Here is a 21,989-nt window from a genome sequence, read left to right as displayed (position 1 = left end):
TTTGAACCAGCGACTTTGAGGTTATGAGCAGAAATTAATTCCTAGTTTTCGCTTAGGAAAATTACAACATACGAGATTGAACCGCCACTTGCACATTTCATGTACGCGCTGCGATCCGCGTGGAGATCCAGTCTTCGATTTCGGATTCAACCCACGCGACCCCGCGTGTACCAAGTTGCACACGCTTGGGAAACGAGTCGTCTGCATAGAGCCCTGAGCGGGACAGACCTGTTTTGTTTAAAACTTCAGGCAGGCGGATTAGACGCATAACACTTCCTTGCTGATGAACGCCTATAGCTTCCAACAAACTGCCAAGAACGTCTACAGTCACCTAGGGAACCAATCCCTTCAGTATGATCAATCGGCTCCCACGCCTTTCAGCACGTGGGCCACTGTTTTGCGCGGATCACTTACAGCGTGGCCTGACTCGCAGAACAGCAAATCCAAGACTCGTACGAGGTCGTCGTTTGCCCGGGCGCTTACTCCATAACCAGCCGCTTGGAGCTGCCTAAATACCACGAGTATAAAGTTTGCACGTGGACCATGTTCGAAACGGCGATCGTTCTGCTGAGCGCCGGTGTTATATCCAGCAGATCTCTTTACAAAGACGCGCAAAATCTTGATCATTAGTTCATGGAGCCATGGACGGCGAGCACCGAATGTGACCTGACCGAACGAAAACACAGTCCATTTTGCGTTCTCAAGCTCTTCTAAGAACGCTGTTGATGTTTTTGCTAGACGCGCCATCTCGTCTTCCCACATCTTATCCCCGCTCTCTTCGTGAATGCTCATATCGATACGAAAGAGACGCGCAGCTTCTTCGAGAGCGCTCAGTTGAATATTGGGCCAACGACGCAAAATTTCTCGCCGACCTCGTTCAGAAAGCTGCCAATCGAGTTGATTGTTAGCGCGGTCAGACATGCGTGCGACGCTCTCGCCGCCCCGAAAGACTGACAACATTCCCGGCCTCTTCGATCGGCTCTGGACCGAATGAGACCACTTGGCCGCCACCGCGAAGCTGATCGAGATAGTCACTCCACCATTGATGCATATCGACGCGCTCATTCCAATAGCTTCCGCGATTATAGGCGCCGCGAACTGCGTTGCGCTCGGTGTGCGCTAGTGATCGCTCGATCGCGTCTGCGTTCCATTTGCCGCATTCATTGAGCAATGTAGACGCAGTTGAACGCCATCCATGGGAAGTCATTTCATCCTTACTGTAGCCCATGCGTCGAAGCGCTTGGTTCATCGTGTTTTCGCTCATTGGTCTCTTCCAAGTATGGAATGCTGGGAACACGAAGCCAGTGGGACCCGTCAGCGGGGCAAGCTCACGCAGATAAGCGATAACCTGCCGTGACAGCGGCACCATATGGGGTTTGCGCATCTTCATTCGTTCAGCAGGAATGCGCCATTCTGCAGCTTCCAGATTGAACTCTTCCCAATTTGCCATGCGAAGCTCGCCCGGCCGGGCCATTACATGGGGTGCAATTTGCATGGCAATCCGTGTAATAAGATGCCCGGGATATTCATCGATTGCGCGAAGCAAACCAGCGACCTATTCTGGCTTTTCAAAAGCAGCATGGTGTTTAGGCTTAGGGCTGCGCAGCGCCCCGCGAAGCACAGCTGCAGGATCATTCTCAGCGCGCAGTGTGGCCACTGCATAGCGGTAAACCCGGCTGACAAAGGAACGGCAACGCCTTGCAGTCTCATACTTACCCTTAGCTTCGATACGCTTCAGGACGGCGAGCACATCGGCTGGCCTGATTTGGCCGACAGGCAGCGGCTGCAGCGGTCCAAGCTGTTCAAGATACCATAGGGCTTTCTCGATAGTTGACTGGGCCAACCCTTCGCCTGCCATTTTTATCTCGATGAACTCGCGCGCTACTAAGCCAAATGTGGTCTCGGCGCTAAGCGCTGCTACTAGTTTAGCTTGGCGGCGTTCGATTGCCGGATCGCGGCCAGTGCTGATAAATGCTTTTGCCTCATCGCGACGCTTGCGCGCGTCGGCGAGCGAGACTTCGGGGAACTTTCCCATGGATTGGCGTTTCTCAACGCCGTGGAGGCGGTACTTAAAGCGCCAAAGCTTTGAGCCATTTGGCATAACCTCAATATACAATCCGCCCCCATCCGATCGTTTGTAAGATTTCTTTGCCGGTTTGAGCGCATTGAGCGCGATATTGGTAAAGGCCATGACAGGGCTCCTCGTTCGAAGTCCAGATAAGATTTTTAAGATAACAGCCAAGCCGGTTTTGGGGGCAGATCAACTAATCTGACTAAATCGAAAATAGCTCACTTGCCCCCAAGCTGCCCCCAAAACCGGCTTGGCTGTTATCAAATCTTACCGGACCTTATAGGACTAACAATGACTCATAAGTGGCGGATTTCTGCCGCTTTGTCAAGATCTCATGGTATGTTCTGAAATGCTATAATGGTGCCCAGAAGAGGACTCGAACCTCCACATCCTTACGAATACTAACACCTGAAGCTAGCGCGTCTACCAATTCCGCCATCTGGGCCCATGCAGGCGGTGATCGTCTCGATACCACCTGATAGAGGCGGGCGATTAGCCTCTTGGTGGCTGAGCTGTCAATGATTCATATCGCGATTCATCGGACAAATGTCCGTGCCCCGTCGGCGCGGCGGCGCGGGGGAGGGAGAAGCGCTGCCAGATCGCGCGGAATATGCTAGTCTGGGGAAAGAATCGGCTGTTGCTTCGCCCGCCGCGCTGGGGCAGAGGCTAAGCGGAAACCAAGGCATGAGTGGAAGATGAACATGGATCTCGATGGACGTTTGATTTGCATATTTGGCGGCGGCGGTTTTCTGGGCCGCTATGTTGCCCAGGAGCTGCTGGCGCGCGGTGCGCGGTTGCGGATTGCCGAGCGCAATATCAAGAACGCCATGCATATCAAGCCGCTGGGCAATCTCGGCCAGACACAGTTTGCCAGCGCCGACATCACCAAGCCGGACAGCGTCACCCGCGCGGTCCGGGGCTGCGATGCCGTGGTCAATCTGGTCGGCGTGCTCAACGGCGATTTCACCCGCATCCATGTCGACGGCGCGCGCAATGTCGCCAAGGCCGCCGCTGCTGCCGGCTGCAAGACCATGGTCCAGCTGTCCGCGATTGGCGCCGATACCGCTTCACCGTCGCGCTATGGCCGCAGCAAGGGCGAAGGCGAGCGGGCGGTGCTCGAGGCATTTCCCGACGCGATCATATTGAGACCCTCGATCGTCTTTGGTCGCGAGGATGAATTCATCAACCGCTTTGCCGCGATGATCCAGATGCTGCCGGTCGTGCCGGTCATCGGCAGCGCGACGAAATTCCAGCCGATCTTTGTCGGCGATGTCGCCGATGTCGTGGCGCAGGCGCTCAGCCAGCCTGCGCTATATGCCGGACAGACATTTGAACTGGGCGGTCCGGAAGTGATCAGCATGGGCGAACTCAACCGCCGCATCGCCGCGATGACCGGCCGCGAGCGCACTTTTGTCGATGTCCCGGATTTTGCCGCCAAGATGATGGCGACTGTTCTGGGACCGCTGCCCGGTGCCCCGATCACGTCGGATCAGTACAAGATGCTGCAGAAAGACAATGTCGTGGCGCCAACCGCCAAGGGGCTGGATGCCTTTGGCGTTGCGCCGACACCGCTCGCTGCGGTCGCCAGTGGCTGGATGGAAAAATATACTGCCCACGGCCGGTTCGGAGCTCGCGCCAAGGCAAGCTGAGCCGCTAGAAAAGCGTGAGCAGCGCGATGCCCATGGCAACGCGGTAGACGACGAAAACCATCATCGAGGCCTTGCGCAGAAAGCGCATCAGGAAGGTCATGGTGGCGAGAGCCGCGACAAAGGTCAGCGCGCCGGTGATCAGCGCTTCCTTGAGCAATTCGGTGCTGGCACCCATCAGATCGGGAATGATCAGCACGCCGGCACCAGCCACCGCCGGAATCGACAGCAGGAAGGAAAAGCGCGCCGCCTCGACGCGGCTATAGCCGAGAAACCGCGCTGCGGTCATGGTCACGCCAGAACGGCTGGTGCCGGGGATGAGCGCCATCGCCTGCGCGAGGCCAACGATGATACCGTCCTTCAGCGTCAGCTGCTCGAAGGATTTGACCTGCCGTCCGAAACGGTCGGCGATGCCCAGCAGGATGCCGTAGATGATCAGATTGGCACCGACCAAGGTGGTGCTGCGGAAACCGTCGAGATAGCCGCCAGTCTTGAGGAACAGACCGACGATGACCGCCGGGATCGTGCCGATGATGATCCACCAGAACAAGCGTCGTTCGGCCGGGGCCTGGCCGATGCCGATGGTGGCGAGGCCGCCCTTGCCCAGCGACCAGACGTCCCTGAAAAAATAGGTGATGATCGCGAGCAGCGAACCGACATGCACGGCAATGTCGATCATCGGCCCCTGGTCGGCATAGCCGGTGAAGACCGGCAGGAGGATCAGGTGCCCCGACGAGGATATCGGCAGAAATTCGGTAACGCCCTGCACGATCGCGAGGAGCAGCATTTGGATGAAGGTCATGAGCAGCCCGTAAGTTGGTTTGACGCGCAATAGCGTTTCACCAGACAGTTGTCGTGAGGAAAATATATGGCCGATGCGATACTATCTGTGCCGAAAAAGCCGGAAGCAGGTTGAATAAGATTCCATTTGAGGCATAATAGGACATATATACTGTCCTTGTTGGCAATTTATCCGTGACTCTGGCTCCTTTCTGGGTTATTTCACTCTTGTGGTCCGCGCAAACGGGCCTGTGACCCTAATCAAAACTACCGGAAACGAGCGTCTCGCATGGCAAAAAGCCCGCAGAAACTGGAAATGCTGAAATTTGTCGAGGATGGCCAGGCCTATCCCGAGAAGCGCGAGCCCGGCCTCCGCGCCGAGGATTTTCGCGAGATCGCCGACCGCTATGCGCCGGACAAGGCCGCGGAACAGGCCGCCCGCTGCTCGCAATGCGGCGTGCCTTATTGTTCGGTCCACTGCCCGCTGCACAATCATATCCCCGACTGGCTCCGCCTGACCGCCGAGGGCCGCCTGCGCGAAGCCTATGAAATGTCCAATCTGACATCGACCATGCCGGAAATCTGCGGCCGCATCTGCCCGCAGGACCGCCTGTGCGAGGGCAATTGCGTGATCGAATTTTCCGGCCATGGCGCGGTCACCATCGGTTCTGTCGAGAAATATATCACCGACACCGCCTGGGAAGAAGGCTGGGTCGAACCGCTGCAGCCCGGCCGGCCAACGGGCCAGTCGGTCGGCATCATCGGTGCCGGGCCCGCTGGCCTGACCGCCGCAGAATATCTGCGCGTCGCCGGTTACGACGTGCATGTCTATGACCGCCACGACCGCGCCGGCGGATTGCTGACCTACGGCATTCCGGGCTTCAAGCTGGAAAAGGAAGTGATCATGCGCCGGGTGCAGCGGCTCAAGGATGGCGGCATCCACTTCCACGAGAATTTCGAAGTCGGTCGCGACGCGACGCTGGAAGAGCTGCGCGACAAACATGATGCAATCCTGGTCGCCACCGGCGTCTACAAGGCGCGCGAAATCCAGATGCCGGGCGTCGGCGCGCCTGGGGTCGAAAAGGCGCTCGACTTTCTGATCGCCTCCAACCGCAAGAGTTTCGGCGATCAAGTTCCCGATTTCGACAATGGGCGCTATAATGCCAAGGGCAAGAATGTCGTCGTGATCGGCGGCGGCGATACCGCGATGGACTGCGTGCGGACCTCGATCCGGCAGGGTGCAAAATCGGTCAAATGCCTCTATCGCCGCGACCGCGCCAACATGCCGGGTTCGCAGAATGAAGTGCGCAACGCCGAGGAAGAAGGCGTCGAATTTGTCTGGCTGTCCGCGCCGAAGGCGATCGAGGGCACCGATCATGTGACCGCGGTCCGGGCCAACCGCATGCGGCTCGGCGCGCCGGACGCCAGCGGCCGTCGTTCGCCGGAAGTCGAGCCGGCCAGCGATTTCACTCTCGAGGCTGATCTGGTGATCAAGGCGCTCGGCTTTGATGCGGAAGACCTGCCCGATCTGTTTGGCTGCCCGGACCTGTCGGTCACGCGGTGGGGCACGTTGCGGGTCGATCACAAGTCGATGATGACCAATATGGAAGGCGTCTTCGCCGCCGGCGACATCGTTCGCGGCGCCAGCCTGGTCGTCTGGGGCATTCGCGATGGCCGCGACGTGACCGAACATATGCACCGGTTTCTGCGCGAGAAGAAACTGGCTGAAAAGGTAGCGGCCTAGACCGCGAATGGAGCATGAACATGAAAATATTATTCGCAACTTTTGCCGCCCCCTTGGCTCTGGCATTGAGCAGCCCCGCGATTGCGCAGGATTCAACCGCGCCGGTCGGGGATGTTGTACAACCAGCAATTGACCCCGCCCGGCTCGCCGCGGCCAAGGTCACGGTCGACTATCTCTTCCCGCTTGGCACCTATGAGCGGATGATGAAGGGCACGATGGACCAGATGATGGACAGTATCATCAGCCAGAGCTTCGACCGGCCGATGGCGGAGACGATGAAGGGCATGGGCATTGATGATCCAGAACTCGATGAACTCGGCGATGCCTCGATCAATGATATGATGCTGGAAAGAGACCCGCATTTCAGGGAGCGGATGCAAATATCGACCAGGGTCATGACCAACGAGATGGTCGACCTGATGACCAGCATGGAGCCGGCGCTGCGCAAAAGCCTTGCCAATATCTACGCCCGGAAATTTACGGCGGATCAGCTCGCTGAGATGAACGCCTTTTTCGCGACCGAAACCGGTGGTGCCTTCGCACGCGACTATATGATGGTCTTTGTCGATCCGGAAATGATGCAGTCGATGATGAGCTTTGTGCCCGAGATGATGCAGGCGATGCCGGCGATCATGGAAAAGGTCGAGGAAGCCACCGCCCATTTGCCGCCGCCAAAGGGTGCGGAATATCCCGAAGAGGACAGCGACGCCAGCATGGCGGAAGAATTTTAACAGGTGATCGCGGAGGCCGAAACGCCTTCAGCCGGACCAAGAGAGAAACCGAATGACCCACCATTACCCGACCCCCGAGCATGAACGACTCGCCCGCGAAGGCATGTACCGGCCCGACTATGAAGGCGATGCCTGCGGTGTCGGCCTGGTTGCGGCAACTGATGGCAAGCCGTCGCGACGCGTGGTTGCCTCGGCCATTGATGCGCTGAAGGCGGTCTGGCACCGCGGCGCGGTCGATGCCGACGGCATGACCGGCGATGGCGCCGGCCTGCACGTCGATCTGCCCGAGCGTTTCTTCGACGATGCGATTGCCGACAGCGGCCACAAGGTCCGCCCGAACCGGCTCGCCGTGGGCATGATCTTCCTGCCGCGCACCGATCTCAATGCCCAGGAAATGTGCCGCACGATCGTTGAGGCCGAAATCATCGAGGCCGGCTACACCATCTATGGCTGGCGTCAGGTGCCGGTCGATGTGTCGGTGATCGGCCAGAAAGCCCAGAACACCCGCCCCGAGATCGAGCAGATCATGATCGCCGGCCCGATGCCGGACCGGCAGGACGCGCGCGAGTTCGAGAAGAATCTCTATCTCATCCGCCGCCGGATCGAGAAGAAGGTGATCGCCGCGCAGGTCCAGGATTTCTATATCTGCAGCCTGTCCTGCCGTTCGATCATCTACAAGGGCCTGTTCCTCGCCGAATCCCTCTCGGTCTTCTATCCCGACCTGACCGACGAGCGGTTCGAAAGCCGGGTGGCGATTTTCCACCAGCGCTATTCGACCAACACCTTCCCGCAATGGTGGCTGGCCCAGCCGTTCCGTTGCCTCGCGCATAATGGCGAAATCAACACCATTCGCGGCAACAAGAACTGGATGAAGAGCCACGAGATCAAGATGGCGAGCCTCGCCTTCGGTGACCATAGCGAGGATATCAAGCCGGTGATTCCGGCCGGCTCCTCCGACACCGCGGCATTGGATGCGGTTTTCGAGACCATTTGCCGCTCGGGCCGCGATGCGCCGACCGCGAAGATCATGCTGGTGCCCCAGGCGTGGCAAAACGATCCGGACATCGACCCCGCCCACCAGGCGATGTACGAATATATGGCCAGCGTCATGGAGCCATGGGATGGCCCGGCCGCGCTGGCGATGACCGATGGCCACTGGGCCGTCGCCGGGGTCGACCGCAACGCGCTCCGGCCGTTGCGCTATTCGATCACGGCCGACAATCTGCTGATCATCGGCAGCGAATCCGGTCTGGTCGTCGTGCCCGAAAGCCAGGTTGTCGAGAAGGGTCGTCTCGGCCCCGGACAGATGATCGCGGTGGATCTCGATGCCGGCGTCCTGTTCAAGGATCGCGAGCTCAAGGACCGGATCGCTTCGGAAGAACCTTATGCCGATCTGGTCAAGGGATTTCAGACCGTCGACGATCTGCCGCCCGCCCCCGAAAATTCGGGCATGGGATATTCCAAAGAGGAATTGATCCGCCGCCAGACCGCGGCCGGCCATACGCTCGAGGACATGGAAATGATCCTCGCGCCGATGGTCGAGGATGCCAAGGAAGCAATCGGATCGATGGGCGACGATACGCCGCTCGCGGTGATCAGCCGCAAGCCGCGCCAGATCAGTCACTTCTTCAAGCAGAATTTCTCCCAGGTCACCAACCCGCCGATCGACAGCCTGCGCGAGCGCCACGTGATGAGCCTGCGCACGCGCTTTTCCAATCTCGCCAACATCCTCGAGCAGGACAGCCAGAACGAGGACGTGATGGTGCTCGAAAGTCCGGTGCTCAGCTGCGCCATGTGGGAGCGGCTGAAGCTGGGTTTTGGCGATGCAGTGGCGCAGATCGACTGCACCATGGCGACCACCGGAAACGCGATCGAATTGCGCGACTCTCTCGCCCGGATCCGCGCGGAAGCGGAGCAGGCAGTGCGCGCCGGAAAGACCGAAATCTTCCTCACCGACGAGGATATTGACGAGGACCGGATGGCGATCTCGATGGTGATCGCCACCGCGGCAGTGCACACGCATCTCGTCCGCAAGGGGCTGCGCTCCTATGCTTCGGTCAACGTCCGCGCGGCGGAATGTCTCGACACCCATTGCTATGCCGTATTGATCGGCGTCGGCGCGACCACGGTCAATGCCTATATGGCGGAAGCGGCCATTACCGACCGCCATGCCCGCGGTCTGTTCGGCGAGCTCACGCTGGACGGATGTCTGGTGCGGCACAAGAAAGCGGTCGACGACGGCCTGCTCAAGATTCTCTCCAAAATGGGCATTGCCGTCATTTCCAGCTATCGCGGCGGCTATAATTTCGAGGCCGTCGGCCTGTCCCGCGCGCTGTGCAACGACCTGTTCCCCGGCATGCCGACCAAGATTTCCGGCGAAGGCTATGCCTCTCTGTTCATCAACGCCCAGGAAAAGCACGAAGCGGCGTTCGAGCCGGCGATCGTCCGCCTGCCGGTCGGCGGTTTCTACAAGCAGCGCGACGGCGGCGAAGCCCATGCCTATGACGCCCATCTGATGCACCTTCTGCAGACGGCGGTCGCCCATGACAGCTATTCGTCCTACCTCCAGTTTTCCCAGGGCGTGCGCGAGCTCGAGCCGATCTATCTCCGCGATCTGATGGAGTTCAACTACGCGCCGGAACCGGTCCCGATCGACGAGGTTGAAGCGATCACCGAAGTCCGCAAGCGCTTTAACACGCCGGGCATGTCGCTCGGCGCACTGAGCCCAGAAGCGCACGAGACGCTCGCCATCGCGATGAACCGGATCGGCGCGAAGTCCGTTTCCGGCGAAGGCGGCGAGGAAAAGCGCCGCTACACGCCCTATGAAAATGGCGACAATGCCTCGAGCCCGATCAAGCAGGTCGCCTCGGGCCGCTTCGGTGTGACCTCGGAATATCTCGGTGCCTGCGAGGAAATCGAAATCAAGGTCGCCCAAGGCGCCAAGCCCGGCGAGGGCGGCCAGCTGCCCGGCTTCAAGGTCACCGAATTTATCGCCAAGCTGCGCCATTCGACGCCCGGCGTCACCCTGATCTCGCCGCCGCCGCATCATGACATCTACTCGATCGAGGATCTAGCCCAGCTGATCTACGATCTCAAGCAGATCAACCCGCGCGCGCAGGTCTGCGTCAAGCTGGTCTCCTCGGCCGGCATCGGCACGATCGCCGCCGGGGTGGCCAAGGCCCATGCCGATGTCATCCTGATCTCCGGCAACACCGGCGGCACCGGTGCATCGCCGCAGACCTCGATCAAATTTGCCGGCACGCCCTGGGAAATGGGACTGTCGGAAGCCAACCAGGTGCTCACCCTCAACGGCCTGCGCCACCGGGTGAAATTGCGCACCGACGGCGGGCTCAAGACCGGTCGCGATATCGTCATCGCCGCGATCCTCGGTGCCGAGGAATTCGGGCTCGGCACGCTCAGTCTGGTCGCGATGGGCTGCATCATGGTCCGCCAGTGCCACAGCAATACCTGCCCGGTCGGCGTCTGCGTGCAGGACGAACGGCTGCGCGAGAAATTCACCGGTACGCCGGAAAAGGTGATTAATCTGATGACCTATATGGCTGAGGAAGTGCGCGAGATACTGGCGCGCCTTGGCTATCGCTCGCTCAAGGAGATCATCGGCCGCACCGAACTGCTCCGGCAGGTCAGCCGCGGCGCCGAGCATCTCGACGATCTCGACCTCAACCCCATCCTCGCCAAGGTCGACGCGCGCGATGACCAGCGCAGCTTCAACATCGACACGCCGCGCAACGAAGTGCCCGACAGTCTCGATGCGGAAATGATCGACGACGCAAAACCGGTGTTCGAACGGCGCGAAAAGATGCAGCTCACCTATACGGTGCGAAACACCCACCGCGCCGTCGGCACCCGCTTCTCCGCCGAAATCACCGCCAAATATGGCATGAGCACCTTGAACGAGGATCATGTCCACATCCGCCTGCGCGGGTCGGCGGGCCAGTCGCTCGGCGCCTTCCTCTGTCAGGGAATCACGCTGGAAGTCTTTGGCGATTCCAACGACTATGTCGGCAAGGGCTTGTGCGGCGGCAAGATCGTCGTCCGCCCGATGGTCAGCTCGCCGCTGGTCAGCCAGGACAATACGATCATCGGCAACACCGTGCTCTACGGCGCCACCGCCGGGCAGCTATACGCCGCCGGACAGGCCGGCGAACGGTTCGCCGTGCGCAACAGCGGTGCCAATGTCGTGGTCGAGGGCTGCGGCGCCAATGGCTGCGAATATATGACCGGCGGCAATGCCGTCATCCTCGGCCCGGTCGGCAGCAATTTTGGCGCCGGCATGACCGGCGGCATGGCCTTCATTCTCGACACCGACGACAATTTCGAAAAAATGGCCAACGGTGAAAGCATCGTCTGGCAGCGGCTCGACAGCGCTTATTGGGAAGCGCATCTGTATGGGCTGGTCGAGCGCCATCACAGGACCACCGACAGCAAATGGTCGGAAGCGATATTGCGCGACTGGGACCGCTGGCGGGACCGCTTCTGGCAGGTCTGCCCCAAGGAAATGGTCAGCCGGATCGCGCATCCGCTCTCGGACAGAGAGGTGATCGAGGCGGCGGAGTAGGACTGTCTATATGTTCTTGTTTTGATCTGCCCATTCCCTATGATGGCATCGTCTCGAATCGGTGCGAAACAAGGAAGCGGAACCATGCCCAAAATCACCCCCAATTATCTCGAAATGAAAGCCGGTGACCTGCCCGCCAGCAAGGCATTTTATGAACAGGCCTTCGGCTTTGCCTTCACCGACTATGGTCCGGAATATGCCGCGGTCGAAGGCGGACCGGTGCAAATCGGCATTGCAGCAGGTTCCGAGCCGGTTGCTCCGATGCCGACATTCGAGACCGATGATCTCGAAGCATCGCTCGCACAGGTCAAGGCCGCGAACGGCGAAATCGTCAAAGAGATTTTCGCCTTCCCCGGCGGACGGCGATTTGAATGCCTGGATCCGGCGGGCAACCGGCTGGCCATCTATCAGCCGGACTAGGCCTGTCCCGATCTGGCGGTAAAATTCGCTCACCAATGCATCAAGTCCCTTCCCCCGGCGTCCAATCGGGATTAAGCGAAGTGCATGTGGCAGTTGTACCAATTCCCCCTATGTCCGTTTTCCCGTAAAGTCCGCTTGCTGCTGGGCGAGAAGTCGGTCGGCTATGAGCTGGTGCGCGAATCACCGTGGGATCAGCGCGACGAATTTCTGTCGATGAACCCGACCGGACGGACCCCGGTGATGAAACATGCCGAACGCGACATCCACCTCGTCGATAGCGTCGCGATTTGCGAATATATCGAGGAAACGGTCGAAAAAGTCCCGATGATCAACGGCACGGCGGTCAACCGGGCAGAGATCCGGCGGCTGGTCGCCTGGTTCGACGAACAATTTTACGGCGACGTCACCGCGCCGATGCTGCACGAGCGGATGCACAAGCGGCTGATCCGGCGCGAACCGCCCGACGCCAAGGTGCTGCGCGAGGCCATGCGCCGGGCCAATTCGCATCTCGACTATATCGACTATCTGATCGACCACCGCAGCTGGCTGGCCGGGGCGACGATGAGCCTCGCCGACCTCGCCGCCGCCGCGCAGATTTCGGTCGCCGATTATCTCGGCGCGATCGACTGGGCCGGCCACGAACAGACCAAGGCCTGGTACGCGATGTTCAAATCGCGGCCTTCGTTCCGGCCCCTATTGTCCGAACGGATGGAAGTGATCGCACCGCCGCCACATTATGAAAAAGTGGATTTCTAGCGATATTCGCTGTGCGCCATTCACGGGACTGGCCGCCGGTCAGGCCTTGACCACCGTCATCAGATAATTGAGCTTCAGATTGTCGGACAGCGCAAAGCCTTTCGCCGGGCTGTAGGACAGGCCGGTGGAATCGGTAACCTGCAGACCGGCGTTGCCGAGCATCTTCTCCAGCTCTTCCGGCGTGATAAACTGGTCATGATGATGGGTGCCGCGCGGGATTTGTCCGGTAATCTCGGCCAGTTCGACCAGCAGCAGTTTCGACATGGCGGTGCGATTGGGCGTCGAGATGATCATCAGGCCGTCATCGGCCAGAGCCTTTGCCAGACCATCAATGAAGGCCTGCGGATCGTCGACATGTTCGAGCACCTCCAGCGACGTCACCAGATCATGGTCCCTGCCGCCGAAATTCTCGATCGCCTCGTTGCGATAGTCGATGTCCAGCCCCTGCGGTTCTGCATGCGCCCTGGCCGCAGCGATATTTTCCGGTGCGGCATCGAGGCCGGTGACCTTGGCGCCCATCCGTGCCAGCGGCTCGCAAAGCAGGCCCGCGCCGCAGCCGACGTCGAGCGCTTTCTTTCCTGCCAACGGCCTGAGCTGGCTTGAATCGCAGTCAAAATGCAGGTCAATCGCCTCGCGTATATAGGCCAGGCGCACAGGATTGAGACGGTGCAGCATCGCCGAACTGCCCTTCGGGTCCCACCATTCCGCCGCGAGAGTGCCAAAATGCGCGGCTTCCGCCGGATTGATCGTGCTACTTGCCTTTGTCATGCCCCCTCTTTATCAGGCTTTTCAATCCTGTTCAGGCCCTTTTTAACGAAAGTTTTTCCGACAATATTATGGCACGCATAGTGATGAAATTTGGCGGCACCTCGATGGCCGGAATCGAACGCATCCGTCGGGTGGCGCAGATCGTCAAGCAGCAGTCCGATGCCGGCCATGAAGTCGCCGTCGTCGTTTCCGCCATGGCGGGCGACACCGACCGGCTGGTCAATTTCTGCCGCGAAGCCAGTTCGCTCTATGATCCGGCCGAATATGACGTGGTCGTGGCTTCGGGAGAACAGGTTACCGCAGGCTTGCTCGCCGTCGCCTTGCAGTCTCTCGGCGCCAAGGCACGCAGCTGGCTCGGCTGGCAAATGCCGATCCGTACGATCGAGGCGCACAGCAAGGCACGGATCGACTCGATCGACGCCGGAGCCCTGACCGCCGCCATGCAGAGCGGCGAGATCGCCATCATTCCCGGTTTTCAGGGCCTCAGCGACGAGGGCCGGGTGACGACTCTCGGCCGCGGCGGCTCCGACACCAGCGCGGTCGCGATAGCGGCAGCGGTCAAGGCTGATCGCTGCGATATCTACACCGACGTCGACGGCGTCTATACCACCGACCCGCGCATCGTGACGCGGGCGCAAAAGCTCAACAAGGTCACCTTCGAGGAAATGCTCGAACTGGCCAGCGTCGGCGCGAAAGTGTTGCAGACCCGCTCGGTCGGACTGGCGATGAAAGAAGGCGTGCGCATCCAGGTGCTCTCGTCCTTCACCGATGAAAATACCAACTGGACCGCCGACGACCTGCCCGGCACGATGATTGTCAGCGAAGACGAAATGGAGATAGAAGATATGGAACGGAAGCTGATCACCGGCATCGCCCATGACAAGAATGAAGCCAAGATCACCCTGACCCGCGTGCCCGACAAGCCGGGCGCCGTTGCCGATATTTTCGCGCCGCTCGCCGATGCCGCGATCAATGTCGACATGATCATCCAGAACGTCGGCCGCGAAAAAGGCGAAACCGACGTGACCTTCACCGTGCCCAGCGTCGATCTCGACCGCGCGATGCAGGTGCTGGAAGGCGCGCAGGCAAAAATCGGATTCAACCGCCTGATCCCCGACACCAATGTCGCCAAGATATCGGTCGTCGGCGTCGGCATGAAGAGCCACGCCGGTATCGCGTCGACGATGTTCCGCGCGCTGGCCGATCGCGGCGTCAATATCCAGGCGATCACGACATCGGAGATCAAGGTCAGCGTGCTGATCGAGGAAGATTATACCGAACTGGCGCTGCGCGTTCTGCATACGGCCTACGGGCTGGATGCGGTCGACGCGGCCTGACCATTTTCTCTCCCCTTCGGGGGGCTGGGCTTTAGAAAGAAATGCAATGACCCAATCCACACTCCAGCATCTCATGCAGCGCGGTACCGATTTTCTCGGCTGCGAAACCGCGATCATGTGCGGGGCGATGTCCTGGGTTTCGGAACGCAATCTGGTCAGCGCGATTTCCAATGCCGGCGGCTTTGGCGTGATTGCCTGCGGCGCGATGACGCCGGAATTGCTCGACACCGAAATCGCCGAAACGAAAAAGCGCACCGACAAGCCGTTCGGGGTCAATCTGATCACCATGCATCCCGACCTGATGGCGCTGATTGCGGTCTGCGGCAAACATGAGGTGACCCATGTCGTGCTGGCCGGCGGTCTGCCGCCCAAGGGCAGCCTAGAAGCGATCAAGGAAACCGGCGCGAAAGTGATCTGCTTTGCCCCCGCCATGGCGCTGGCCAAGAAATTCGTCCGTTCGGGCGTTGACGCTATTGTCATCGAAGGCATGGAGGCCGGCGGGCATATCGGTCCGGTCTCGACCTCGGTGCTGGCGCAGGAAATATTGCCGGAGATCGCCGACCAGTTGCCGGTCTTCGTCGCCGGCGGCATCGGCACCGGCGAAATGATCGCCGCCTATCTCGAAATGGGCGCCAGCGGCGTCCAGCTCGGCACCCGTTTTGTCTGCGCCCATGAATCGATCGCCCATCCCGATTTCAAGAAAGCCTTCATCCGTGGCAACGCCCGCGATGCGATCACCAGCGTCCAGGTCGATCCGCGCCTGCCGGTGATCCCGGTCCGCGCGCTCAAGAACAAGGGCACCGAGGAATTTACCCGCAAGCAGATCGAAGTCGCCAAATTGTTGGATTCCGGCGAGATCGAAATGGGCGAAGCACAGCTGCAAATTGAACATTTCTGGGCAGGAGCGTTACGAAAAGCGGTCATAGATGGCGATATTGAGCATGGAAGTGTCATGGCCGGGCAGTCGGTCGGCATGGTCAAGGCGGAAGAATCCGTGGCCGATATTATCAAATCGTTGATCGAACAGGCCGAAACCGCGCTGGCGCGATAATCGTCAACCGTCTTGCCTAAACAACACAGCTTGGGCATAGCAGCCGCATGACCGAACATGCTTCCAAGTCTTCCAGTGACGCTCGATCCGCAGCGGACGATTCCGGTCTGTCATCCAGCTATAACCAGGGTCTGACACCGCTCCACCCGCCGCAAAAAAGCCTCATCCGGGTCAACATGGTCCTGCGGGCGCTGGTCCTGCTGATTCTGGCCTCGGTCGCCGAGCTGCTGCTCTACATGCATCATGACGTGCAGGCCGGAACGATCCTTCTCCCTGCGGCAGTCCTCGCCGTCCTGATGGTCTCTGTCCTGCCGCATCGCATCTACCGCCGCTGGGGCTATGACATGGGCGACGCGCAACTGCGCGTGCTCCGCGGCTATCTATGGCGCACCGACACAATCGTCCCGTTCAACCGGATCCAGCATATCGATGTCGCGCAAGGTCCGGTGCAACGGCTGTTCGACCTGTCGACCCTGATCGTCCACACGGCAGGAACGCACAACAGCATCGTCACCCTGCCCGGCCTGGCCACCGCCGATGCCGAAGCCATGCGCGAGACAATCAAGGATCATATCCGCCAAGACATGATATGAGCGAGCCCACGGAAACACCGCCAGTACAGGACAGCGCGCCCTTCCGGCATCTGCACCCGCTCAGCATAATATTGAAATCCCTGTCGATGATCGGGCGGAATATCGTCGCGATTGCGGTGCTCCACTTCAGCCTGTTCGACCAGAATATCGCCTATACAATGCTCGCCGCAGCGGCGCTGGTGGTGCTCGTCGCCGGTGTGACCGCGCTGATCTGGTCGCGCTTCACCTATCAGGTCACAGACCGCGAAATCCGGATCAAGAGCGGACTGCTCAACCGCAACAACCGTTCAATCCCCTTTGACCGCATCCAGGATGTCAGCCTGGAACAGAAGCTGCCCCACCGCCTGCTCCGCCTTGCGACGGTCGCACTGGAAACCGGTTCGGGCGGCGGCGAAGACGGCCAGCTGGAGGCCCTGACGCGGTCCGATGCAGAAGAACTTCGCGACACCATCAGGGATTACAAGGCCGGCCGGAACGCAGTCTCGCCAGACTCGATCGAACAGGTCGCAACCGAAGAAGCCCCCGCGCTGTTCGCCATGGACAACCGCCGTATCTTCATCGCGGGCCTGTTCAATTTCTCTTTCGTGCTGCTCGCCATTCTGGGCGCCCTTGCACAGAATCTGGACTTCCTGCTCCCCGATGATTTTTTCGATCCGCGCAACTGGTTCGATGCTTTGCCCGATCAGCAGATCATCGACGGTCTGAGTTTCTGGGTGCGGGTCGCTGGTGTTCTGGGCGCCATTTTCTCGCTGGTCATCATCGGCTTTGTCAGCGGGATCATCCGCACATTCATCCGCGAATATGGCTTTCGTCTCGACCGGGTTGATAGTGGACAGCCGGGATTCCGGCGGCGGCGCGGGCTGTTCACCCTGACCGACATGGTGATGCCCATCCATCGCGTGCAGGCGGCGATCATCCAGACCGGACCGGTGCGCCAGCGCTATGGCTGGTATCATCTGAAGTTCAAGTCACTCGCCGGTGACGCCAGCGGTGAGACCGACCATAGCGCCGCCCCCTGCGCGACCCGCGCGGAGATCAACGCAGTTCTGGGCCAGTGCGCGATCCGTTCACCTGGAGAAACCGTCCCATTTCATCAGGTCAGCTCTGCTCTCTGGTGGCGCCGCGCGCTACTGGCGGTGCTGCTGCTGGGAGCGATTGCCATGACAAGCGGAACCCTGTTCCACTCTGGCTTTTACGCAGTGCTGCTGCTCGCCGGTCCCGTCAGCCTGTTCCTGTTTCTCAGCTGGCAGCAGCACCAGTATGTTTTGAGCGACGGCCAGCTCTTCGTCCGGTCCGGCTGGTGGCGCCGAAGACTAACTCTACTGCCGCTCAGCAAGATCCAGACTGTCGATGTCAGCCAGACGGCATGGGATCATCCGCTGGATCTCGCCACTATCATCATTGGTATCGCCGGCGGGTCAGCGGTCGCACCCTTGACGATACGGGCTATTGGTCTGGATCGAGCGAGCGATCTGCGCCGCCAGCTGCTCAGCCGAACAGCCAGCCACCCAGCAATCGGTTGAAGGGAAAGGTGAAAAAGCCGGCGACCAGAAGAGCGCCGGTAATCAATCCGCGCACCGCCGAACGGTGACCGGAAACATTGTGGCGCCGCGCTTGCCAGATCAGCAGCGGCACCAGCACCAAAGTCGCTACCGAGAGCAGATGGATATAGCTGAAGCCGCCAGCCTCTATCTGGCGAATGTCAAAGCTGATCAGTGCGGTGAACAGCATGGCCACGGACCAGACCCATCCCAGTCGCCTGTGCAGCCGGTCCCCGCGCGACCGCCACAGCATAACGGGTGTAAGCAGCAAGGCCAGACTGATCGAGGCCATATGGGCCCAAACCGACCAGGATATTTGCGCCCACTGGTCCTGTCCACGCAGGACAGCGGCGATTACGGCCAGCATCAGAATGATCGCCAATATTCCTAGCACGCGGTCAAACCCATCGGGCAGAAGAAGTTGCCTGTGCCCACGCGACCGATTAGTCTCTGCTTTTTTGAAAATAACAATCTCCGTCAGTTTTGGCGACTATATGAAGGGGAAGAAGATGCGCAAGATGATATTGGCCATGGGAACGGCGGCGACTGTGGCTTTCGCAACTCCGGCTATCGCCCAGCAGGATTCCGGATTGAAGGATATTGTAGAGGCCTATTGGGCCTATCAGTTGGAACAATATCCCGAATTCGCATCCTCCCTCGGAGTCGACGATCCGGTCGGCCGGGTTAGCGACGCCAGTCTCGAGGCCGAAGATGCCCGCGTGGCCAAGGCCAAGGCCTGGCTGGCGCAACTGGACGCAATCGACACCGCATCCCTGAGCGAGGATGACAAGACAAACTTCGGCATATTGCGCCGCTCGCTGGCGGAACAGGTTGAAGCCAACAGCTATGGCCAGCGCACGATCAATTTCACCAATCGCGGTGGCTGGCACCAGAATTTCGCCAGCATGCAGAACAATCTGCCGTTCCGCAACGCGCAGGATTACCGCACCTATATCAACCGGCTCAAACAATATGCGAAGATCAATGAGCAGTCGATCGCAGTCGCCAATCAGGCGCTCGCCGGCGGCTATGTCCAGCCGTGCGTGTCAATGGAAGGGTATGAAACCAGCATTTCCGGCCTGATTACCGACAATCCCGAAGCATCGCGTTTCTATCAGCCCTTCCTGCGCAAACGGCCAGAGGCGATCGACGCGGTGACCTTCAATGCTCTGGCTGAAGAGGCCGCCGGAACGATCACCGATATCATCAATCCGGCGGTGCAAAAGCATCTCGACTGGTACAATAGCGACTATGCCCCGAACTGCGCCACAGCACCCGGTATCTCGGCCCAGCCGGGCGGTGCAGAATATTATGACTTCCGCATCCGCCAGATGACGACGACGGCCAAGTCAGCCGACGAAATCCATAATATCGGCGTCAGCGAAGTTGCGCGGATTCGCGCCGAGATGGTCGAGGTCGCCAAGCAAGCCGGCTATGACACGCGCGAAGCCTTTATCGAGCATCTGCGCACCGACCCGAAATATTATGCCAAGACGCCGGAAGAGCTGATGGAAAAAGTCGCCCGGGTGACCAAGGTCATCGACGGCAAAATGCCTTCGGTCATCGGCAAGCTCGCGCGGCTTCCATATGGAATAAAGGAAATTCCGGCCGAAACCGCCGAAGGCACGACCACCGCTTATTATAATCCGGGATCACCCGATGTCGGCATAGCCGGCTTTTATTATGTCAACACATCCAAGCTGGACCAGCGCCCTTTCTGGGAAATTCCGGCGCTGAGCGTGCACGAAGCGGTGCCCGGCCATCACCAGCAGATCGCGCTGCAACAGGAACTCGACATGCCCGACTTCCGCAAGCACGGCGCATTTTTCACCGCCTTTGTCGAAGGCTGGGGGCTTTATTCGGAGCGGCTCGGTATCGAGATGGATCTTTACGATACACCCGCCAAGAATATGGGTCGGCTATCCTATGAAATGTGGCGGGCGTGCCGCCTGGTCGTCGATACGGGAATCCACAGCAAGGGCTGGAGCAAGCAGCGGGCGATCGATTTCATGACCGACAATACCGCGCTCAGCGAGGCCAATATCGAAGCCGAAGTGAACCGTTATATCAGCTGGCCCGGACAGGCACTGGCTTATAAAATGGGCGAATTGAAAATCCGCGAATTACGCGGCAAGGCAACGCGCGAACTGGGCGACAAGTTCGATCTGCGCGCATTTCATGACGTTGTGCTCGGACAGGGCGCCGTCCCGCTAGACATGCTGGAAGATCAGGTAAATCGCTGGATCAAGGCCACGAAAGCCGGCTAGTCATTCGTCGTCGGGACCGGGGACTTCCTCCGCTCCCGGCGGCACTGCCAGATCATTTGTACCTTCCAGCGCAGCCGCATCCTTTTCCTCGAGCCGCTCGCGAGCGGCTTCTGCTGCCGCGTTGCGCGCTTCGCGCTGGGCTTCGATTTCCAGCAAGCGCTCTTCGACTGCGTCCGATTCAGCATCGATTCGGGACAGGCGTTTCTGGCGCTCCTCTTCGATCAACTGACCCCAGTTGACCGTGTCATCAATGCCCTTTTCGGCATAGGCCTGACGCAATAATTGTTGCGTACATCCGGTAAAGCCACCCGCGCCGGTTGGCGAACAGCTGCTGGTCCCGGAAGCACCGACATATTCATAGGATTTGACGCGTTCCGACCATGCCTGGTTCTTGGCATCCCCCAGGCTACCGCTTCTCAGCGTTTCGGGAATGCGATATCGTTCACCCTCGTCCTTGCGCGCACAGACAACAATCTCTTCTTCGCTACTCTGGGGGCAGGGATCATCACCATATACAACCAGCTGATTGACGCGGTCGCCAGGCTGATCCTGCGCCATGGCCGGAGCAGCCATCATGCCGGCACCCGAGAGGATCGCGGCGGAAAATAAGAGTTTCTGTATCATGATATTTCCTTTGTAGCCGCCGTCCTGAACCGACGCTGAAGCGAATCCTGCCTGCTAGATGCGTTTCGACAGTCCGATCGCAAACTTGCAGCCCAGCCTGATTGCGGCGCTCAGCACCGGATATCCCGGTGCATCTTCCGCTCCCATGGAGATTGCGGTTGCCTTATGCTCCAATTCCTCTTCGCGAAACTCCGCAATTATACGGGTCAGCTCGGGGTCATTTTCCGATTCAAGTTCATCAAGCTGTTCCTGATAATGCTGGTCGATCTCGGTTTCCACCGCAGCGGTGCAGGCCATGGCGGCTCGCGGTCCCATCGCTGCGGTTGTCGCGCCAAGCGCATAGCCGGCTATTTTCCAGAAAGGCTGCAAAGCGGTAGGTCGCACGCCGCGTTCTGCAATCATCTTGTCGAAGGCATCGAGATGGCGCTGTTCCTGCTCCGCCATATGGTGGATTGCGCTGCTGCCTGGCGCATTGTCGCCCATCACCGCCAGCTGGCCCTTGTAGATTTGCGCCGCGCCATATTCTCCGGCCTGGTTAACCCGGATCATCGAAGCGATATCGGCCTCTGATTTTCCCAATTTTGTCTCAGACATAGTCAGACTCCCTTCGTCCGGTGGCTAGCATGACCAAGATGAGGATGGCGCCGCCCACCGACAAGAGAAAATTATAGCCAGCCAGTGAGATGCCGAACAGCGACCAGGGCGCAACGTCACAGCGCACCAGCGGTGCATTCATGATCGAATCGAGTATGTCGCCGCCCGCCGGGATAGAGGTGGCACAGGAGGTTAGTCCTTCCCACCAGTCATATTCCACACCGGCATGGAAACCGCCGATCAGCCCGCTGACCAATATTGCCAGCGCGGCGGCGATTACCAACAGCCTCGACAGGGGTTTTGAGCCAAGCAACAGAGCCGGCAGGGCCAGAATGATGGCGGCCAGATGCGGCCATCTCTGCCACATGCACATTTCGCAGGGGTACAGGCCGAAGCCATATTGACTGATCAGGGCGCCGCCGAGCAAACCCGCAGGCAGCAGGAAAGCCAGCCAATTGGCTTTGCGCACAGATGCCATCAGACGGTC

At 59.6% G+C, this 21,989-nt stretch carries 21 protein-coding genes and 1 tRNA gene; 11 read left to right on the top strand and 11 right to left on the bottom strand.

What is annotated here, in order from left to right; all coding sequences use genetic code 11:
• Positions 1–97: 97 nt before the first annotated feature.
• The 5 genes from HUO14_RS14550 to HUO14_RS14535 all read right to left on the bottom strand — a co-directional run bounded on the left by HUO14_RS14550 (position 98) and on the right by HUO14_RS14535 (position 2,516).
• Positions 98–268, bottom strand: a complete 171-nt coding sequence (locus HUO14_RS14550; protein ID WP_176280539.1) for an AlpA family phage regulatory protein — start codon at positions 266–268, stop codon at positions 98–100.
• Between the two features lie 89 nt (positions 269–357).
• A complete protein-coding gene (locus HUO14_RS14545; protein ID WP_176280538.1) occupies positions 358–921 on the bottom strand; it encodes a hypothetical protein in 564 nt (187 codons plus the stop codon).
• The gene (locus HUO14_RS16555) at positions 914–1,546 is read right to left on the bottom strand and encodes a tyrosine-type recombinase/integrase (protein ID WP_425500493.1); all 633 of its coding nucleotides are present in this window, start codon (positions 1,544–1,546) and stop codon (positions 914–916) included. The genes HUO14_RS14545 and HUO14_RS16555 overlap by 8 nt, the downstream gene beginning before the upstream one ends.
• Positions 1,547–1,555: 9 nt before the next feature.
• Positions 1,556–2,191 (bottom strand): tyrosine-type recombinase/integrase, encoded by a 636-nt coding sequence (locus HUO14_RS16550; RefSeq protein ID WP_425500492.1) that lies wholly within the window; start codon positions 2,189–2,191, stop codon positions 1,556–1,558.
• A gap of 238 nt (positions 2,192–2,429) precedes the next feature.
• Positions 2,430–2,516: transfer RNA gene (locus HUO14_RS14535), tRNA-Leu, on the bottom strand.
• Positions 2,517–2,766: 250 nt separating this feature from the next.
• Between HUO14_RS14535 and HUO14_RS14530 the strand changes: the two genes are divergently transcribed.
• Complete coding sequence (locus HUO14_RS14530; RefSeq protein WP_246255683.1) at positions 2,767–3,720, top strand: complex I NDUFA9 subunit family protein; 954 nt, start codon at positions 2,767–2,769, stop codon at positions 3,718–3,720.
• Positions 3,721–3,724: 4 nt separating this feature from the next.
• Here the strand turns inward: HUO14_RS14530 and HUO14_RS14525 are convergent, their stop codons facing one another.
• A complete protein-coding gene (locus HUO14_RS14525) occupies positions 3,725–4,519 on the bottom strand; it encodes an undecaprenyl-diphosphate phosphatase (RefSeq protein ID WP_176280537.1) in 795 nt (264 codons plus the stop codon).
• Between the two features lie 267 nt (positions 4,520–4,786).
• On the opposite strand from HUO14_RS14525, the gene HUO14_RS14520 reads away from it, so the two are divergent.
• The 5 genes from HUO14_RS14520 (at position 4,787) to HUO14_RS14500 (ending at position 12,727) form a co-directional block, all read left to right on the top strand.
• The gene (locus HUO14_RS14520; protein ID WP_176280536.1) at positions 4,787–6,241 is read left to right on the top strand and encodes an NAD(P)-dependent oxidoreductase; all 1,455 of its coding nucleotides are present in this window, start codon (positions 4,787–4,789) and stop codon (positions 6,239–6,241) included.
• A 20-nt stretch (positions 6,242–6,261) separates the two neighbouring features.
• Positions 6,262–6,972 (top strand): DUF2059 domain-containing protein, encoded by a 711-nt coding sequence (locus HUO14_RS14515; RefSeq protein WP_176280535.1) that lies wholly within the window; start codon positions 6,262–6,264, stop codon positions 6,970–6,972.
• Between the two features lie 52 nt (positions 6,973–7,024).
• Positions 7,025–11,551, top strand: coding sequence for a glutamate synthase large subunit (gltB, locus tag HUO14_RS14510; protein ID WP_176280534.1), 4,527 nt, complete (start codon positions 7,025–7,027; stop codon positions 11,549–11,551).
• An 84-nt stretch (positions 11,552–11,635) separates the two neighbouring features.
• Entirely contained in the window at positions 11,636–11,971 is a 336-nt protein-coding gene (locus HUO14_RS14505; RefSeq protein ID WP_176280533.1) for a VOC family protein, read from the top strand.
• An 84-nt stretch (positions 11,972–12,055) separates the two neighbouring features.
• Complete coding sequence (locus tag HUO14_RS14500) at positions 12,056–12,727, top strand: glutathione S-transferase family protein (RefSeq protein WP_176280532.1); 672 nt, start codon at positions 12,056–12,058, stop codon at positions 12,725–12,727.
• A gap of 39 nt (positions 12,728–12,766) precedes the next feature.
• Here HUO14_RS14500 and ubiG read toward each other — a convergent pair whose 3' ends face one another.
• Positions 12,767–13,495, bottom strand: a complete 729-nt coding sequence (gene ubiG / locus HUO14_RS14495) for a bifunctional 2-polyprenyl-6-hydroxyphenol methylase/3-demethylubiquinol 3-O-methyltransferase UbiG (RefSeq protein ID WP_176280531.1) — start codon at positions 13,493–13,495, stop codon at positions 12,767–12,769.
• 68 nt (positions 13,496–13,563) lie between these two features.
• Here ubiG and HUO14_RS14490 point away from each other — a divergent pair, with 68 nt between their 5' ends.
• From HUO14_RS14490 to HUO14_RS14475, 4 genes are read left to right on the top strand one after another with little or no spacing between them, the layout of a single operon-like run.
• On the top strand, positions 13,564–14,832 hold the full coding sequence (locus tag HUO14_RS14490; RefSeq protein WP_176280530.1) for an aspartate kinase: 1,269 nt from the start codon (positions 13,564–13,566) through the stop codon (positions 14,830–14,832).
• A gap of 46 nt (positions 14,833–14,878) precedes the next feature.
• Positions 14,879–15,883 carry an NAD(P)H-dependent flavin oxidoreductase gene (locus HUO14_RS14485; RefSeq protein WP_176280529.1) on the top strand — a complete coding sequence of 335 codons (1,005 nt, stop codon included), beginning with the start codon at positions 14,879–14,881 and terminating at the stop codon, positions 15,881–15,883.
• A 47-nt stretch (positions 15,884–15,930) separates the two neighbouring features.
• On the top strand, positions 15,931–16,476 hold the full coding sequence (locus HUO14_RS14480; protein WP_176280528.1) for a PH domain-containing protein: 546 nt from the start codon (positions 15,931–15,933) through the stop codon (positions 16,474–16,476).
• Positions 16,473–17,999, top strand: a complete 1,527-nt coding sequence (locus HUO14_RS14475) for a PH domain-containing protein (RefSeq protein ID WP_176280527.1) — start codon at positions 16,473–16,475, stop codon at positions 17,997–17,999. Before HUO14_RS14480 ends, HUO14_RS14475 begins: the two co-directional genes overlap by 4 nt.
• On the opposite strand, the gene HUO14_RS14470 is transcribed toward HUO14_RS14475, so the two are convergent.
• Positions 17,965–18,411 carry a DUF2306 domain-containing protein gene (locus HUO14_RS14470; RefSeq protein WP_343046110.1) on the bottom strand — a complete coding sequence of 149 codons (447 nt, stop codon included), beginning with the start codon at positions 18,409–18,411 and terminating at the stop codon, positions 17,965–17,967. The genes HUO14_RS14475 and HUO14_RS14470 overlap by 35 nt on opposite strands.
• A 100-nt stretch (positions 18,412–18,511) precedes the next feature.
• Here HUO14_RS14470 and HUO14_RS14465 point away from each other — a divergent pair, with 100 nt between their 5' ends.
• Positions 18,512–20,284: a DUF885 domain-containing protein gene (locus tag HUO14_RS14465; protein ID WP_246255681.1), complete on the top strand. Its 1,773-nt coding sequence runs from the start codon at positions 18,512–18,514 to the stop codon at positions 20,282–20,284.
• Here the strand turns inward: HUO14_RS14465 and HUO14_RS14460 are convergent, their stop codons facing one another.
• Genes HUO14_RS14460 through HUO14_RS14450 form a run of 3 tightly spaced genes read right to left on the bottom strand, consistent with a single transcriptional unit; the run spans position 20,285 to position 21,980 of the window.
• Complete coding sequence (locus HUO14_RS14460; protein ID WP_176280526.1) at positions 20,285–20,908, bottom strand: hypothetical protein; 624 nt, start codon at positions 20,906–20,908, stop codon at positions 20,285–20,287.
• A 54-nt stretch (positions 20,909–20,962) separates the two neighbouring features.
• Positions 20,963–21,502, bottom strand: coding sequence for a demethoxyubiquinone hydroxylase family protein (locus HUO14_RS14455; protein WP_246255679.1), 540 nt, complete (start codon positions 21,500–21,502; stop codon positions 20,963–20,965).
• Positions 21,495–21,980, bottom strand: a complete 486-nt coding sequence (locus HUO14_RS14450; RefSeq protein ID WP_176280525.1) for a disulfide bond formation protein B — start codon at positions 21,978–21,980, stop codon at positions 21,495–21,497. The genes HUO14_RS14455 and HUO14_RS14450 overlap by 8 nt, the downstream gene beginning before the upstream one ends.
• Positions 21,981–21,989 lie beyond the last annotated feature (9 nt).

The sequence above is a fragment of the Parasphingorhabdus flavimaris genome (assembly GCF_013371215.1).
Taxonomy (GTDB): domain Bacteria; phylum Pseudomonadota; class Alphaproteobacteria; order Sphingomonadales; family Sphingomonadaceae; genus Parasphingorhabdus; species Parasphingorhabdus flavimaris.
The sequence above is the reverse complement of the archived record's forward strand: the minus strand, read 5'-3'. Positions and strand labels throughout refer to the sequence as shown.

Coding starts and splice junctions, on each gene's coding strand:
- HUO14_RS14520 (WP_176280536.1), top strand. CDS start 4,787: ATGGCAAAAAGCCCGCAGAAACTGGAAATGCTGAAATTTGTCGAGGAT.
- HUO14_RS14550 (WP_176280539.1), bottom strand. CDS start 268: ATGCGTCTAATCCGCCTGCCTGAAGTTTTAAACAAAACAGGTCTGTCC.
- HUO14_RS14475 (WP_176280527.1), top strand. CDS start 16,473: ATGAGCGAGCCCACGGAAACACCGCCAGTACAGGACAGCGCGCCCTTC.
- HUO14_RS14450 (WP_176280525.1), bottom strand. CDS start 21,980: ATGGCATCTGTGCGCAAAGCCAATTGGCTGGCTTTCCTGCTGCCTGCG.
- HUO14_RS14455 (WP_246255679.1), bottom strand. CDS start 21,502: ATGTCTGAGACAAAATTGGGAAAATCAGAGGCCGATATCGCTTCGATG.
- HUO14_RS14460 (WP_176280526.1), bottom strand. CDS start 20,908: ATGATACAGAAACTCTTATTTTCCGCCGCGATCCTCTCGGGTGCCGGC.
- HUO14_RS14530 (WP_246255683.1), top strand. CDS start 2,767: ATGAACATGGATCTCGATGGACGTTTGATTTGCATATTTGGCGGCGGC.
- HUO14_RS14500 (WP_176280532.1), top strand. CDS start 12,056: ATGTGGCAGTTGTACCAATTCCCCCTATGTCCGTTTTCCCGTAAAGTC.
- HUO14_RS14525 (WP_176280537.1), bottom strand. CDS start 4,519: ATGACCTTCATCCAAATGCTGCTCCTCGCGATCGTGCAGGGCGTTACC.
- HUO14_RS14515 (WP_176280535.1), top strand. CDS start 6,262: ATGAAAATATTATTCGCAACTTTTGCCGCCCCCTTGGCTCTGGCATTG.
- ubiG (WP_176280531.1), bottom strand. CDS start 13,495: ATGACAAAGGCAAGTAGCACGATCAATCCGGCGGAAGCCGCGCATTTT.
- HUO14_RS14545 (WP_176280538.1), bottom strand. CDS start 921: ATGTCTGACCGCGCTAACAATCAACTCGATTGGCAGCTTTCTGAACGA.
- HUO14_RS14485 (WP_176280529.1), top strand. CDS start 14,879: ATGACCCAATCCACACTCCAGCATCTCATGCAGCGCGGTACCGATTTT.
- gltB (WP_176280534.1), top strand. CDS start 7,025: ATGACCCACCATTACCCGACCCCCGAGCATGAACGACTCGCCCGCGAA.
- HUO14_RS14490 (WP_176280530.1), top strand. CDS start 13,564: ATGGCACGCATAGTGATGAAATTTGGCGGCACCTCGATGGCCGGAATC.
- HUO14_RS14465 (WP_246255681.1), top strand. CDS start 18,512: ATGAAGGGGAAGAAGATGCGCAAGATGATATTGGCCATGGGAACGGCG.
- HUO14_RS16550 (WP_425500492.1), bottom strand. CDS start 2,191: ATGGCCTTTACCAATATCGCGCTCAATGCGCTCAAACCGGCAAAGAAA.
- HUO14_RS14480 (WP_176280528.1), top strand. CDS start 15,931: ATGACCGAACATGCTTCCAAGTCTTCCAGTGACGCTCGATCCGCAGCG.
- HUO14_RS14505 (WP_176280533.1), top strand. CDS start 11,636: ATGCCCAAAATCACCCCCAATTATCTCGAAATGAAAGCCGGTGACCTG.